This window comes from Acetobacter cerevisiae, assembly GCF_001580535.1.
Lineage (GTDB): Bacteria > Pseudomonadota > Alphaproteobacteria > Acetobacterales > Acetobacteraceae > Acetobacter > Acetobacter cerevisiae.
The window spans coordinates 21,035-36,787 of the sequence record NZ_LHZA01000142.1; the positions used below are offsets into that span (position 1 = coordinate 21,035).

Sequence of the window (15,753 nt, forward strand, 5' to 3'; positions counted from 1 at the left end):
CCCGCTGTTAAGCGAGGGTTTTTAAGAGTCCGATTAAGCCGAATATCAGGGCTTAATCCATTCCGGGTGATGCGGCACGGTAATGTCTCGGCCTTTGAGCATCATGTCCCAATACACGCGCGGGAAGACGGTGGTTTTGAGGAACCATGCAAAGCGGCTCGGCTTGCGCTGGTCATAGGGGAAGCTTGGGGCGGGTTTGCCGCCATACAGGAATTCCGCCAGAACAATTTTGCCATACCCGACCGTCAACGGGCAGGCGCCATAGCCATCATAAATCCCGCTGAACGGCTTGCCGTCCAGAGAGGCTAGCAGGTTTGCCGTGACAACCGGGGTCTGGGCACGGGCAGCGGCCATGGTCTTGGCGTTGGAGGTGCCAATCACATCCCCCAGCCCGAAGATGGAGTCATACTTCGTGTGGCGCAGGGTGGAGGGGTCAACATCCACCCAGCCGCCTGCATTGGCCAGCGGGCTTTTTTTGATAAAGTCCGGCGCGCTCTGCGGCGGCGTGACATGCAGCATGTCAAAATCTTTGACCACATTTTCTGTTTTGCCGTCCGGGCCTGTCACGGCAAAGGTCGCTTTGCGTTCCGGGCCGTTCACGGCAATCAGGGTGTGTTTGTACTGCAGGTTAATGCCGTAATAATCGACAGCCTGCTGCAGGGCAGGGCGATAGTAAGCCACGCCAAACAGCGCATCACCAGCCAGGCAGAATTCCACGTTGGTGCGGTTCAGCGTGCCTTCCTTGCGCCAGTAATCAGCGGCCAGATAGGCAATTTTCTGGGGAGCCCCTGCGCATTTGATGGGCATGGGCGGCTGCGTGAACAGAGCCGTGCCGCCGGAGAGCGACTGGATACACGTCCAGGTATATTCCACCGTGTCTTTGGAATAGTTGCTGCACACGCCATTGCGGCCCAGTGTTTCGGGCAGGCCTTCAATCTTGTCCCAGTCCAGCTGGAGGCCGGGGCAGACGACCAGACGATTATAAGCCACCGTCCGGCCATCGGTCAGTGTGACCTGCTTTTCATCCGGCTGGAAGGAGTCTACGGCAGCGCGCAGCCAGATGCAGCCCTTGGGGATCAGCCCGCCTTCCTGCTTCAGCGTGCTTTTCAGCGTCATGACCCCGGCACCCACCAGCGTCCAGCCGGGCTGGTAGGCGTGGGTGGTGGAGGGGTCAATCACGGCGACATCCAGTGTCGGCCGCTCATGCAGCAGGCGGGCGGCCACCGCAATACCGGCAGCACCACCCCCTACGATGACGACTGTGTAGCGGAGATCCGGGGTTTTCCCGGTTTCAGACTGGGCCATTCATGCTCTCCCTGAGACGTGTTCACATCCGATTGATGAGTGCAGTATCCCAAACATCAATAATTTAATAAAGTCATTAATTATTGGGGAGGCATGTTTGTAGCGCAGGTTAGTCTTTAATCCATGCCTCCACCGGGCCCTGCAGCTTCATGGTCAGCGGGTTGCCATTGCGGTCAACTGTTTTGCCAACGGCTACGCGCACCCAGCCTTCGCTGATGCAGTATTCTTCCACGTTGGTTTTCTCTACGCCCTTAAAGCGAATGCCAACGCCGCGTTCCAGCAGGGCTTCATTAAAATACGGGCTGGCCGGATTAACGGACAGGCGATCGGGGACGGTGGTATCGGTCATGATGAACCATTCCTTGCAGATAAGGGTCTTAAACGCTGTTTTCTTAGCGAGTTTTGGCCGGAATGCCTATCGCCCTCTCAGGCGGGCGCTCCCGTCACCCTGCTCAGGGCGTGTGGGAGGGCGTGGCGTCTGATGAGTCGGTCCGCGTGAAGCGCAACCTGGCCCCAATTGCAGATCCTTTCCGCTGTACCCAGCGGCCCAGCCGGTGCATGAACAGATAAATCACCGGGGTGGAATACAGGGTGAGCAACTGACTGGTGGCCAGCCCGCCAATAACGGCAATGCCCAGCGGGCGACGCAGTTCCGAACCATAGCCGTGGCCAAAGACCAGCGGCACCGCACCAAAGGCTGCGGCCAGTGTGGTCATCAGGATCGGGCGGAAGCGCGTCAGGCAGGCGGTGCGGATGGCTTCTTCCGGCGGAAGGTTCTGCTCCCGCTCCACATGAAGCGCGAAGTCGATCATCAGGATGGCGTTTTTCTTCACAATGCCAATCAGCAGAATCACGCTGATCATGGCGATGAGAGAGAACGGTTCCTGACAGATCCACAGCGTTAGCACTGCGCCCACGGCAGCGGAGGGCAGGGTGGAGAGAATGGTCAGCGGCTGGATGTAGCTCTCGTACAGAATGCCGAGCGTGACATACATCGTCAGGATCGCGGCGATGAACACCAGAAGCTCGTTAATCAGGTCTTTCTGCATATCCCCGGCCTGACCGGAAAAATCGCCACGCAGGCTCTGGGGCGTGTGCAGGCTGAGCATGGCGCGTTGAATTTCCGCCGTGGCATCGCCCAGAGATTTTCCGGCGGCGAGGTCAAACGCGATGGACCCGGAAATGAATCCGTTTTCATGGCTCACCTGAAGCGGGGTCGGGGCCGTCTCCAGCGTTGCCACGGTGGGGAGCGGCACCATGGTCTCAGAGGAGGAGGACACAGCAGAGCCGTTGGAGGCACCTGCGCCACCGCCCGCCAGACGGTTGGCAATAGCGTTACGGAAGGACTGCTGGCTGAGTGAGGCCTCTCTGGATTCCGTAGCATCCGAAGGTTTGACCACACGTACCGTGTTGGATGCCGTGGCCCCCGCTGCTGTGCCGCCTGCGGTGGAAACCCAGAGGGTTTTGAGCATGTCCGGATTTTCCCGGAACTGCTTTTCCACTTCCATCACCACATAATAGGTCGTCAGCGGTGTGGAGATGGCGGAGGCGGTGCGCTGCCCGTAGGCATCATACAGCGCATTCCCAATCAGCTGCGGCGTGACGAGATAACGCGCCGCCGTATCACGCTGGATGCGCACATGCATGGCTGTGCCATTGCCGGACAGATGGCTGTTGACGCCAACAATCACCTTGCTTTTGCGCAGGGCTTCGGTAATGCGTGGCACCCACGTGTAAATATCTTCAGCGTTGTCACTCTGGAAGATATATTGATACGTGCCCTCGTGCTGGCGTCCGCCGCCACCGTTGATGTCCCCGGCGTTGGAAATACTGGCGGTCATGCCCGGAATATTTTTCACGCGTTCCCGCACACGGGCCGCAATCTGTTCCGGGGTGGAGCTGCGCCCCGCCTTGTCTGTCAGCTGAGCGAAGACCTGAGATTCATTGGCGGCATCTTCCCCGGCAAAGCCCAGAACATCGCTGACATCATGGTCCACCATCATGGCTTTGATGACCTCTTTCGTCTTGCCGGACATGGCAGCGAAGGAGCTGGTCTGGTCGGAGCTCAGATAGCTTTCCAGCAGAGAAATATCTTCCGCAGGCAGCACGGTTTTGGACATGACAATCAGAATGCCAATGGTCGCAAAAAAGCTGGCGGGCAGGGAGCAGAAAATCAGCCAGGGGTGACGCAGCGCCCAGTTCAGAGAGCGTTCATACCCACGAACCAGCCATTCCAGTGCCTTGTCTGTGCCATCCGCCAGCAGATGAGCCGCATGCGTGAACACCCCTTTTTTGGGCGGCGGGGCATTTGGGTCCGGCTCATGATGGATTTCCAGCATGTAGGCGCACATCATGGGCGTGAGCGAGATGGACAGAAAGAACGAGACGGAGACGGCTGTGGTCAGCGTCATCGCAAATTCAAAGAAGATCTTGCCCGGAATACCACCCAGCAGCAGGAGCGGCAGAAAGACTGCAATCAGTGAAATGGTGATGGAGAGAATGGTAAACGCAATCTCGCGCGAGCCAAGCAGGGTGGCTTCCATCCGCTCCATGCCAGCTTCCATATGGCGGGCAATATTTTCCACCACCACAATGGCATCATCCACCACAAAGCCGGTGGCAATGGTCAGCGCCATGAGGGACAGGGTATCGAGCGAGAAGCCCATCAGGTGCATCACACCCAGAGAGCCTGCCAGAGAAATGGGCACGGTAATGGCCGGAATGAGTGTGGACCGCCAGCTGCGCAGAAACGCCAGCACCACAAGCACGACCAGCACGACGGAAATGACCAGCGTATATTGCGTGTCTTCCAGCGCGCCACGGATGGATACCGAGCGGTCAGAAACCAGTTTGAACTCCACATCCGCTGGCAGCGCATTGGCCAGAATGTCCGCACGGGCCCGGATGGCGTTCGTGACTTCAATCACATTCGCGCCGGGCTGCGGGCGGATGATGGTGATGATAGCGGGCTTTTCATTATACCATGCGGCCTTGCGCTCATCCTGCGGGCCATCCCGTACAATGGCGACGTCCGTCAGGCGTACGGGGCGGCCATTGCGGTAGCCGATGACAAGGTCCCGATACTCGTTTGCCGTGCGGGCCTGGTCGTTTGTTTCCAGTGTCAGGCGCTGGCCGCCGGAATCCAGAAAACCTTTGGGGGTGTTGGCGTTGGCGGAGGCGAGTGCGGAACGCACGTCCTCAAATCCGATGCCGTATTTATACAGCATCATGGGGTTCATCTCCACGCGCACGGCGGGTTTGGATGCCCCGACCATTTCCACCCAGCCAACACCCTTTACCCCTCCCAGCAGGGGCTTCAGCCGGGTTTCCGCCAGATCCCGCAGGGCCGTGGGGGAGCGGGTGGGGGATGTCATTGTCGCCAGCATGATCGGGCTGTCAGACGGGTTGGCCTTGTAATATTGCGGCGGCATCAGCAGCGTATGCGGCATGTCTGCCCGTGCAGCCTGCAAGGCGGCCTCTACATCACGCGCCGCGCCGTTGATGTCCCGGCTGTTGTCAAAAAACATCAGGATGAAAGCGCTGGTGTCCGTTGAATCGGAGCGCATGCTGGTCAAACCGGCAATCTGGCCCAGATGGCGTTCAAGCGGTGTGGTGAGCGAGCTCGCCATCTGCTGCGGAGAGCTGCCGGGCTGAGAGGCCACAACATAGATGACAGGCACGGAGATGTTGGGCAGGTCGGCTACCGGCATGGCGCGATAGGCAAAAATGCCCGCCAGAACAAAAGCCATGGCCATCAGAATAGTGCCGACGGGACGCATGATAAAAAGCCGGCAGATGGACAAAAGCGGTCTTCCTTACCCAGGATCAAAGCTGGCGGATGGGTAGGGCCAGCGTGGCATTAAACGAAGCACCAAAAGATTGATATTCGGTATGTCTCAACCGGGCAGAGAGGCCCAACACCCCGAAAACCGCCCTGCGGAACCGCAGGAAGGGCACGTTCCGCCTTAGGGCAGGACGTTAGCCCGGTCTGCCCGGGTCAGCGGTGGGGGAGCTGCGGCATCACTGATAATCTTTCCGCTTCCGTCTCGTTCCGTTGCCAGTGGACCTGTGACTTTGTCAACACTGATCCCTCCGCTCTGCTCAACATGGAACATGCCAACCTCCGTGACACCATGAAAAACGGCGTCTCCCGTGCTGCTGGACGTAATTTCCAGAGCCTTGAGCTGACCGGCATTGGCCGTGAAGCTGGCGCTCCCTCCAAGATACAAAGCCAGAGCCGGGGCGGCGACCGTATTAATGGTGACAGGGGCGCTCTTTTCCGACCGGATACGCGCGGATTCAGCCAGCGTTGAAATGGTGATGGGGCCTGAGGAATCAGAGAACAGCCCTAGCTCTCCGGTTTTGCCCAGAGTCAGGGTGCCGCTGCCTGCATGAATAAAGGTGGGGCCGGTGCGGTCTGCCACTGTGATGTTCGTCGTGCCTGCGTCGTCAATGGTCAGGCTGATGTCGGGCCGGACAGAGACCGTCAGAGTGCCGCTGTTGGTACAGGTGGTCTGGGTAAGGGTGACGGCACCATTGGCTGCGGTCGTGAGGCTAATGTCCAGCGGTGCTCCGTCTTCAACGTGTGCCGCTTCGGCCAGCTTGCCATTGCTGACGAGGTGAAGGCTTTGTAGGCAGAGCGTGTGGACTAATAACGTTGGCGCGGCTTCAGCATAGCCACCGGTCATGGAGAGGAGGAAACAGACCGCAGCCAGCACGACGCGAGGAAGGAAAGGGAACTGGGCATACATGAACCCATTTGTGCCAGCAGCCAGCCCTAGCGTCCAGTTACAGGAATGGAAAAGCAAGGAAGGTATCGTGCTGCCTTTAATTCGTCCGGTTGGCCAAGTATGACATGAACGATGCACGAAATGACCACGATCTTGGAAAAGAGACTCATGAATACAGAGCGATTTGAGAATATTGGGGATAATTGTGAGTTTGGCTTTGTAAAAAGAGCCCACGGGGATGAAAGCGGCGGCTTGTTGCGGTGGGTTCTTTCCTCTCCGGAAGGCGTGATAAAGGCCCTGCAGAATCGGTTTGAAGAGCTGTATGCCTTTGAAAACCTCTCGCCTTCCTGGGATAATATGGTGTCTGATTCCAAGTATGGATTTTTCTTCCATACAAAGATGTTTTCAAAAAATCTCCAGTGGGTCGAAACTGAAGAGGTACGGCGGGAAATTTACAAAAACGAAAAAGAGAAGGTGGATTACCTGGTCGGAAAATTCTTTCAGCGTCTGGCCGATCCCTCCGTTATTCTTGTCTGCAAGCGTAACGACAATGTGCCGCATGATGTGGCGGAAGAGCTTGCGCAAGCTATAGAGCCCTATGGGCCAGCTCGTTTGCTAGTTGTGCGACATACGGAAGACCCGGACCTGGTCGGGCATGTCCGGCAGGAGCAACTCTATCTGGCAGGGTATCTCGACCATTTGGCGCCGTATTCCCAGTCCGATCAGTTCTCACCGGTTTGGGAACGCGTGCTGAGCGAGGCTCTGGCCCTGCCGTTTCCTACTCCTTAATTACGCACACTACTTCCGCCCGCTCCCCCCATCAGGGCGTCATGCAGGCGGTCAAAGGTTTCTGCCAGCGTATCATGCGCGCGCTTGCCCTTGCTGCCGACAATAGTGACGGTGGTGGTCATGCCAGCGGCAATCTGGGTGCCTGGCGGGATGCTGTCGATATGCACTCTGACCGGGATACGCTGGGCCAGACGCACCCAGGTATAAACCGGGTCCACGGAGGGCAGGCCCTGTGTAGAGGGCGTGGCGTTGGGGGTCGCAATACCGCGGGTCACGCTGATGACATGGCCCCACATGGGTTCCCGGAAGCCCATCAGATCCATCCGCACGCGGTCCCCCACATGGATGGAGCGGATTTTGGTTTCTTCAAAATAGCCATCCACCCAGTAGGATGAGGCATCAATGATCTGCACATTGGATTTGCCTGCCGTCGCGTAATCACCCACCCGCATGATCAGGTTGGTGACGTAGCCAGTCACTGTGCTGCGGACAAACGTACGGTCCAGATTGATCTTGGCCTGAGAGAGAGCCGCCATGGCTTCCCCATACTGGGCTTTGGCCATGTCTGCCGTGGCCTGATAGACCTGCTTTTCCTCGCGTGAGGCGGCAACTTCTGTCAGTTTATTCCGGCGGCTTTCCTGTGTGTCTTTCAGCACCATATCGGCCTGCCGTTCATTCACGCGGGCGGTGGCGGAGGCGACGGCGACCTTGAAGTCAAAGGGGTCGATTTCGTAGAGAATATCCCCGGCGTGGACAAACTGGTTGTCCCTGACCCGCACGGCAATAATCTGGCCGGACACACGCGGCGCAATATCGGCCACCTGCACACGGACCTGCCCGTTCCGGGTCCAGGGTGCTGCGGTGTAGTAGTCCCACAAGACGAGACCGACAATGCCGGCAATGGCGAGAATTGTCCCCGTCGTGACAAACTGCAGGGCGCGGCGGGCGCGTTCAAACACGGTTGGACAATCCTTTTACAAGAGAATGGTGTAGAGGCCGATCAGGCAGACAAACAGCCCGAATTCAGCCAGAGGCAGGTTCCAGATCACCCGGCGGGCACCCACTTTTGCTAAAATGGGGTTGAGCACCAGCAGCGTGACAACGGCCAGACCCGCATGGACCAGAAAAGAGGACACCAGCAGGCCATCAATATCCAGAACAGCGCGAAGCTCCATGGTCAGAAGGCCTTCCATTGCTGATCGGGCAGGGGAATGATGTCGTAAATCTGGAGGGCTGAGCGGTTATGCTCCAGCAACCGGATGGCTCCTACCATGCCGGAAACGGCTGCCAGCGCTGTTGCCATCTCACCATGCGGCAGGGTGATGGCGTGATCGAGCAGGATACGGGCATGTTTGCGCATGCGGTACAGAGCGGAGTTGATGTTGTAGACGACTGTGGAACGGAACGCCGCCTCAGCATCGGCCCGGATGGCCGGGATGGTGGCGGCGCGTTGCAGATGGCGGCGCGCGCGGGCCAGTTCGACATTCAACTCATCCAGACTGGACAGCCGGTTGAACACGCGGACCTTGGATTTCGTGTTCGGGAGGTAACTGTTCCAGTCGAGAATTTTGCACAGCCGGTCGTAATGGCGGCTGATGAGCGCGGAACCTGCCTGTTCCCCGTGGCCTTCAAGCTGGAGCCGCAGATCATGCCCAATGGTAATCGCTACACGGAAGCGCCGGCGGTTGGCCGATGGAGGCAGAAGCAGCACCAGTGAGATGAAGATGACAATTGCAGCAAACAGATACAGCACGTTCCGGTCAATAAAGGCCGAAGGCTCATAGTTCTGCTGGTTGGCGACACCCAGAATGACGAAGAAGAACACCCCGGCATTAAAGCCGATCGTGGCCGTCTTGGGGTTCATCAACAGCAGGCAGCCCCCAAAAATAACGGGGATGATGACCATGGCCAGAAACGGCATGTCCGCCCCGTGCGGAAGAATGCCAAAGTTCAGAATTGCGGCAACGACGATTGCCAGAGGGGTACCGATCAGCGCGCCCATGCCAAAGCCGCGGGCATTATAGGTGGTGGCGGCCAGCGTGAGGATAACGGCCACCTGTGAGAGGGCTGTATAGGTCGCGGGAATATCGGAGATGATGCACAGCCCGGCCGCAACGGAAAACCCGGTGAGGGTGCGCAGACCGGCCAGTAGGGCAGCAATCACATCCTGATGCTGCTCGATTTTCAGTTCCGGGGCCTGTGTGCGGGCACGCTTGCCGTTTTCAAAAGCGTCAATGCCATCCGCAGCCCAGCGGGCATCGGACAGGAGCGCCATGGAGCGCTCAATCAGCCAGGCTTCATCCAGTGTCGGGCCGCGGTCCAGTTCTTCCGCATGGGCTTCCTTCGCCAGATCTTCCAGATCCCACACGGCCTGACGGGGGGAAGCAACGGGAGTGCCATCCCCGAAGGCGCTGCGGATCTGGTTCAGCACCGGGCCGGAAATTTCGCCCTTGCGTAGCACTGCGGCAATGGCCCGGCTGCAACTGAGCATTTCCAGCAAGGCCACCATGGCGGAGCGGGCCCCTGCCAGCCGCACACTGGCATCTGGCAATTCGGTTTTGGCGAAGGAAACCTGAGAGGTCAGCGCAATAATCTCGCCCGCCAGCCCTGTGCAGGCCATATCGTCGGGAATGCCGTGTCCGGCCATGGCATCGCGGCTGATACGCTGCACCATGTTGGCCACGCGATGCAGGTTGCTGGCCAGTTTTTCCCAAGCGGTGGGGGAGCCGAAAATATCATTAACCGCTGCCGTGGCGGCAATGCCCACCACAATGGCCGAGACACGGTTGACCGTGACATCAAAAATAGAGCCCGGATTATCAATGCAGCTAATGCCCACAATGGCCACAGTGTAGCCTGAAAGCATCGCTGCATAGGCGCGGAAGTCCTTTTCCAGCGTGCCGACAATGGTGCACAGAGTGAGCCAAAGCCCTACACCGCCCAGAAACACCACACGATCCTGATTAAAGCAGGCGGTGAGAAACAGCGCGACAAACGCCCCCACCATGGTGCCCATTAAACGGTAGACGGCCTTGGAGAGCACTTGCCCGCGCAGGGGTTGGGCCAGAATCATCACCGTAACGGCGGCAGAGCCGGGGGAAGAAAGCTGCAACCAGAATGCGGTGCTCAGGGCCAGCACAGCGGAAAGCCATGTCCGCAGGCAGAACAGAAACCAGCCGGGCGGAAAGATGGAGGCGGGGAGTGCCGGGCGGAGGCCCTTCCAGAATCTGATAGGCGAGGCGGCTGGGGTGTTGAGGCTCATCCTTTCCGTCGTCCTTGCCGCTCAAGAGGTCAGTCTGGGTCATGCAGAGTCGGGTGGCACGGACCGTAACTGTGCCGAATCCCAAAAATCAGAAGTCTATTAAAATAAAATATAATTCAATGGGGGATTTTTTATACGCTGAGCCGGGTTGCATAAAATGCGGGCATGGGAAAAAGGCCAGCCTTTGGGTGGGCTGCATGGGTATGATGCCACGGCAGGATGTGCTGAATTAAGGCACACCCTCTCAAAACTGCGACCTTTATGAAATTTATCCATACCTCAGACTGGCAGATTGGCCGGACGTTCCGTTTTGCTGACGACGATACGCTCGGCGCGTTGCAGGCAGAACGGCTGGAAGTCATCCGAAGGCTCGGCCTGCTGGCACGGCAGGAAGGTGCTGCGCATGTGCTGGTGGCGGGGGATGTGTACGAACATGAGACGCCAGCGGAGCGCACCCTGCATCAGCCCATCGAACGGATGCGCGACTTTGCAGACATCCAGTGGCATCTGATCCCCGGTAACCATGATGCCGATCAGCCGGAAGGCGTCTGGGCGCGTCTGGCCCGCAGCGGTCTGCCGGAAAATGTGACGGTGCATCGGGAGCCCGGGCCGATTCTGATTGATACAGCACATAATGCGTGGGCGCTGCCCGCCGTGCTTAAGCGCCGCCACGTTCTGACCGATCTGACGGCCTATATGGACGAGGCCGAAACCCCGCCAGATGCCCTGCGAATTGGTCTGGCGCATGGCTCTGTGGTTGGGTTTGGTGGTGAGGTTGAGTCTGAACACAACCCCGTGGCGCTGGACCGGGCCAGACGGGCAGGCTTGGCTTATCTGGCGCTGGGAGACTGGCACGGCTTTTGTCAGATTGATGCCCGCACGATTTATTCCGGCACACCGGAGACGGACCGCTTTACCACAGGCGGTGGTGGCGGTGGTGGCGGGGGTGAGGCCGTGGTTGTCACGCTGCACGGGCCTCGGGCGGAACCAGAGATTAAACGCCATAGAACTGGCCGCTACACATGGAAGAAGCTGGATGATGTGGTGCTGACATCCGAGCAGGATATTCTGGCGCTGGATGCCCGTATCCGCAGCATTGCGCCAGATAACCCGGGGGCAGTGCTGGTCTGGGCAGCAGTGTCTGGCCTGCTCTCGGTGGACGATATGGCCCTTTATGAAAGCAATATCCTGAAGCGCCTGAGCGGGGCCGTCGCCTGCTTGCGCCTGACGGGAGCGCCACAGCTTTCCGCCGGGCTGGATGATCTGGATCGATTTGGCTCCGGTGGGGCCGTGCGCGCCGCTGCCGAGCACCTGCTGGCGCAGTCAGAGGCAGGCGGGGCGGAGGGGCAACTGGCCTCGGAAGCCCTGCAACGGCTTTTTCTGTTCTGGCAGGAGATGGGAGCGCAGGCAGGATGATCCTGACAGATTTACAGATTGAAGGCTTTCGGCGCTTTGCGTCCCCGGTGCGTCTGGATGGACTGGGGCCGGGGCTGAATGTGTTGTCCGCCCCGAACGAGGCCGGGAAATCAACCTTGCTGGCCGCGCTGAAGGCGGTCCTGATGGTGCGGTCCAGCTCCAAGGCTAAGCCCGTCAAGGATCTTCAGCCTTATGGTGGCGGGGCGCCGCATGTGGCGGTGTCTTTCACATGGAAGGGCATGGACTGCCACCTGGAAAAGCAGTTCATCTCCAAGGCTTTCACCCGTCTGATGCTAGGGGCAGAACGGTTTGAGGGTGATCAGGCAGAAGAGGCGCTCCGTAACCTTCTGGGGCTGGAAGAAGCCAGCAAGGGCGAGGCGGCAGGCCTGTGGAGCGCGCTGCTGGTGGGGCAGGGAGAAAGCTTTGCGCAACCGGACCTGAACCAGACCGGGCAGGACAGTCTGCGCAGTTGTCTGGAACATGGGGTGGACCATGCGACCGGCGGGGCTGCGGCCAGTGCCGTGCTGAGCCGTGTGCGGGACCGGCTGCATCTGCTCCAGACAGCAAAAAGCGGCCAGCCAACAGGCAAATACAAGCAGGCGCTGGAGCAGGAAGTGCAGGCGCAGGCGTGTTTGCAAGATCTCCAAAACCGGCGGGCCGCGCTGGAAGAGGATCTGGCGGCGCTGGATCAGGCGCGCCGGGCCTTGCGTGAGCAGGAAGACCCGGAACGCAAAGCACAGGATGAGGCCGAACTTCTGGCTTTGCGCCAGTTGCGGGACAAGCTGCGGGTTGCGGATGCGGAAGAGCAGGCCGCCAGAGCGGCCCTCGCCACAGTGACGCACACCCGCAACAGCATCTGCGATGAACAGGAGCGACGGCAGGAACGGCGGGAGAGCCAGCGTAAGCTGGAGCGTGACGCGGCTGAAATGCAGCATGATCTGCAAGCCCTCACACTGCGGACGGCACAGGCCCGTCAGCGTTACGAAGAAAGCCGAACGCAGCGAGAGCAGGCGGAACAGCAGCAGCAGGCCGCACGGCAGGCGTTGCTGGCGGTTTCTCGCCGAGCTACCGTCTTGCAGCAGCGCGCCGCACTGGACCGAAGCAAACAGACACTGCACCGGGCCGAGGCGGCCTGCATGCGGCTGGAACAGGCCCGTGCGGTGCTGGCGGCCTTGCAGGTTGATGAAGGGCTAATCCGCCGCGTGCGAAAAGCTGTGCGGGAACAGGATGCCGCTCAGGCCGCGCTGAATGCCCGCGCAACCCGTTTGACTGTGACCTTACAGCCCGAAGCGGCTGGTCGTGTGCTGCTGGATGGGGCTGCCTGTCCGCAGGGTGAGATGGTTCTCACACAGGCAGCAGACGTGCAGGTGGAAGGCATTGGCCAGTTCCGCATTACACCAGCTGTCAAAGATCATGATGAGGCTCTGGCGGCCGCAGATACGGCCCGGCAACAGCTTCAGTCCGTCCTGCACTCCGCCGGATGCCAGAGTGCTGAGCACGCCGAAACCCTGTTTGAAGAACGGCGACAAGCCGAAACCCGTGTGGCGGAAGCGCGTGCGGCCTTTGTAGCCTCTCTGCCCTCAGCGCGGGATGAGCGCGACGCGACCTTGTTCGAGGCTCTGGCGACGTTACGGCAGGATTTGAGTGACCAGGTTGCCGCTCTGGAACGGGAGCAGGCGGCTTTCGAGCAGGATTGCCAGTCGTCGGCGTTGGCCGGGGCACCAGAAGGCCGTGCAGCTCAGATCGCGACAGAAACTGTTTGCAGCCCAGAGGCTGAAGGCGGCGTGCAAACAGACCAGACGGAAGCGACCTTGCAGGCGTTGCAGCAAAAGGCCCGGCAGGAAGAAGAGCGCGCCGCCCGCGTCGCAGACGAAGCCCGGCAGAGGGAGCGCACGGAGCAGGCAGCCTATAACGCGGCCCAAAACCTTCAGGACAAAGCAGAGGCGGAACTTCGGCAGAAGCAGACGGAACGAGATCAGGTCGGGCGCGAACTCGCCGTGAGTGCAGCGCGGGAAAGCGATGACGCTCTCGCAGCGCGTGCAGCAGAGACCGCGCAGGCTCAGGCGCAGGCAGAAGCGCACGTGCAGGCGCTCAAGGCCGGGCGAGAGACGGAGCAGCCTCTCTCCGTTGTGGAAACCCGCATTATGCGGCGGGAGCAGGCGCTGGAGAACGCCCGCACCTCCATTGCGCGCCTGCGTGAGGAGATCAAGGAACGGGAAACCCGCGTGCGCGTGGCCGAGGGCGACGGGCTGGATGAGAAAATCGCCGAGGCCGGACGCACCGCCTCCCGCCTCAAGCTGGACTGTGAAGGGTATGAGCGGGAGCGTGCCGCTTTGGCCTTGCTCGATCAGACCCTGAGCGATGCGGAAAAAACGCAGACCGAACGCTATCTCGCCCCGCTTGTGCGTACTCTCCAGCCCGCATTTTCCACGGTGTTTCCCGGGGCGTCTCTTGAGATGGATACCGGGTTTGGTCTGTGCGGCCTGACGCGGCGGACGGCGGAAGAATTTGGCAGGTTGTCGGATGGAACGCGGGAGCAGATTGCTGTGCTGGTGCGTCTGGGCTTTGCAGAACTGCTGCATGCCCGCCAGTCGCCCGCCATTCTGGTACTGGATGACGCGCTGAGTTTTTCAGATTCTCAGCGGCTGGAACTGATGTTCGATGTGCTGGCCGATGCGGCCACGCGGTTCCAGATTCTTGTGCTGACTTGCCGCGCGGAAGCTTTTGCCAGACTGGGCGGCAGGCCTCTCAGCCTGCGGCCCATCCCGCAGATTACAGAACGACGTTGAACTGAAGGGCCATCACGGCGGCGTCATGGAACGTCGTGGTGGCGCCGGGGCGGTTGATATACTGGAAATCCGGCTGAAGGGTCAGGCCGTTCGCCACATGCGCGTTGTAGAAGAATTCGTAGACGTTTTCATGCGACTGAATGCCCCAGACCTGTCCCCACTGGTTGGACTGGAAGTCCTGCCCGGCAATGACGGACGCTTCCTGCTGGAGCGCTACGGTGCGGCTCATTTTCATCCACTGATACATCATGCCGATGCTGTCATTCGGGCGGCCCCAGGGCTTACCCGTTTCCAGCAGGCCACCCCACAGATGGTGGGACATGGCGGTGGTCTTGCCGTCAGTCCACATATAGCCGCCCATGGCAATCAGGCCGTTGGTCGGGCCTTCCCCATTACGGACCAGCATCTGGTCAGCCTGTAGCCATGCGCTGGCGCGGCCTGCATGGTAACGGGCTGGCTGACCAGTCTGCACCCAGGCGTTGCCATTAATGTCCTCATACAGGTCTTTGTATTTGGAATTATCGTAGCTGTAGCCAGCCTTATAATGGCCCACCAGATGGTTTTTGCCGAAGGAGGGCATCCAGCCGATTTCCACCGGGGTGGAGAATTTGCCCAGACCATCCTGCGCCCACGCCCAGCCGGAAATGCCGCCGTTAAAAGCGTGGGGGGAGACGGCAAACAGGCCGGCCATAATGTAGGTATCATTGGTGGGCATGACGCGGGCCACGGCACCAAGGTTGCCTGATGGCCAGTCACGGTTGCCTTCCGTGTATTTGTTCGGGGCGGGGTTCCCGCAGACAGCCACGTTCATATACATACAGAACAGCGGAGAGGCCGCGAAGAAGCTGCCCACTGGAATCCAGCCTGCGCTGATATCCAGATGGTTATTCAGGAACGACTTTTCGCCATACAGATAGACAAGATGGGCCACCACGTTGCCTCGGGCACCGTAAATCTGCTGCACGCCGCCAATCGAATCCCCGATATACTGGGTGCTCAGGTTCTGGCCGTGGCCGTTTACCACCATCATGTGTGACCAGAAGCCTTTAAGCAGATTGAGGTCAGTCAGCTTCCCCCAGTCCACATCCAGCTCCACGCCGACCTGCCCGGCGTTGGTCACACCCTGCCGCATGCCGCCACGGAAGTTCCCGGCCAGTTCCTCATGCACGTCAGCCAGAACGTGGATGCCGTGGTCCAGCAGCCAGGGCTGCGCGCCCCACCAGTCCCCAAAAAAGTGGTTTTTCCCATAGGGCGCTGAAAACATCGGGCCGGGGTCTTCCACCGGGTTAGCCTCATTATTGGCTTCCAGACTGGGCCACAGGCCGGCAGCACTGTTCCCGCCCGTCAGCAACTGCGCTGATGCTTTTGAGGAGAAAGCTGGGGTCAGGCAACAGGCAAAAGAGAGTGCGCAAAGGAAAGAGAAGCCGGATGAAAATCTTGTCATTTTTCTTTTTGTTTTTGT

The 15,753-nt window shown here is 59.6% G+C and carries 11 protein-coding genes; 3 read left to right on the forward strand and 8 right to left on the reverse strand.

From position 1 onward, the window contains the following. Window positions 1-45 precede the first annotated feature (45 nt). The 4 genes from AD928_RS07345 to AD928_RS07360 all read right to left on the reverse strand — a co-directional run bounded on the left by AD928_RS07345 (window position 46) and on the right by AD928_RS07360 (window position 6,113). A complete protein-coding gene (locus AD928_RS07345; RefSeq protein ID WP_062249483.1) occupies window positions 46-1,305 on the reverse strand; it encodes an NAD(P)/FAD-dependent oxidoreductase in 1,260 nt (419 codons plus the stop codon). Window positions 1,306-1,414: 109 nt separating this feature from the next. Further along, on the reverse strand, window positions 1,415-1,654 hold the full coding sequence (locus tag AD928_RS07350; RefSeq protein WP_043550482.1) for a DUF3297 family protein: 240 nt from the start codon (window positions 1,652-1,654) through the stop codon (window positions 1,415-1,417). Window positions 1,655-1,757: 103 nt separating this feature from the next. Beyond that, complete coding sequence (locus AD928_RS07355) at window positions 1,758-5,108, reverse strand: efflux RND transporter permease subunit (RefSeq protein WP_062249486.1); 3,351 nt, start codon at window positions 5,106-5,108, stop codon at window positions 1,758-1,760. Window positions 5,109-5,270: 162 nt separating this feature from the next. After that, window positions 5,271-6,113, reverse strand: a complete 843-nt coding sequence (locus AD928_RS07360; RefSeq protein WP_062249488.1) for a hypothetical protein — start codon at window positions 6,111-6,113, stop codon at window positions 5,271-5,273. A gap of 63 nt (window positions 6,114-6,176) precedes the next feature. Between AD928_RS07360 and AD928_RS07365 the strand changes: the two genes are divergently transcribed. Further along, on the forward strand, window positions 6,177-6,824 hold the full coding sequence (locus AD928_RS07365; protein WP_156470140.1) for a hypothetical protein: 648 nt from the start codon (window positions 6,177-6,179) through the stop codon (window positions 6,822-6,824). Here AD928_RS07365 and AD928_RS07370 read toward each other — a convergent pair. From AD928_RS07370 to AD928_RS07380, 3 genes are read right to left on the reverse strand one after another with little or no spacing between them, the layout of a single operon-like run. Beyond that, complete coding sequence (locus tag AD928_RS07370) at window positions 6,821-7,783, reverse strand: HlyD family secretion protein (protein WP_062249490.1); 963 nt, start codon at window positions 7,781-7,783, stop codon at window positions 6,821-6,823. The genes AD928_RS07365 and AD928_RS07370 overlap by 4 nt on opposite strands. Window positions 7,784-7,798: 15 nt before the next feature. Continuing rightward, entirely contained in the window at window positions 7,799-7,999 is a 201-nt protein-coding gene (locus tag AD928_RS07375) for a DUF1656 domain-containing protein (protein WP_043550706.1), read from the reverse strand. A 2-nt stretch (window positions 8,000-8,001) separates the two neighbouring features. Then, the gene (locus tag AD928_RS07380) at window positions 8,002-10,086 is read right to left on the reverse strand and encodes an FUSC family protein (RefSeq protein WP_062249492.1); all 2,085 of its coding nucleotides are present in this window, start codon (window positions 10,084-10,086) and stop codon (window positions 8,002-8,004) included. Window positions 10,087-10,347: 261 nt separating this feature from the next. Here AD928_RS07380 and AD928_RS07390 point away from each other — a divergent pair, with 261 nt between their 5' ends. Continuing rightward, a complete protein-coding gene (locus AD928_RS07390) occupies window positions 10,348-11,502 on the forward strand; it encodes a metallophosphoesterase family protein (RefSeq protein WP_062249497.1) in 1,155 nt (384 codons plus the stop codon). Continuing rightward, window positions 11,499-14,291 (forward strand): AAA family ATPase, encoded by a 2,793-nt coding sequence (locus AD928_RS07395; RefSeq protein WP_062249499.1) that lies wholly within the window; start codon window positions 11,499-11,501, stop codon window positions 14,289-14,291. Before AD928_RS07390 ends, AD928_RS07395 begins: the two co-directional genes overlap by 4 nt. On the opposite strand, the gene AD928_RS07400 is transcribed toward AD928_RS07395, so the two are convergent. Further along, the gene (locus AD928_RS07400) at window positions 14,275-15,735 is read right to left on the reverse strand and encodes a carbohydrate porin (RefSeq protein WP_082779803.1); all 1,461 of its coding nucleotides are present in this window, start codon (window positions 15,733-15,735) and stop codon (window positions 14,275-14,277) included. The two genes, AD928_RS07395 and AD928_RS07400, sit on opposite strands and share 17 nt — an antisense overlap. Window positions 15,736-15,753 lie beyond the last annotated feature (18 nt).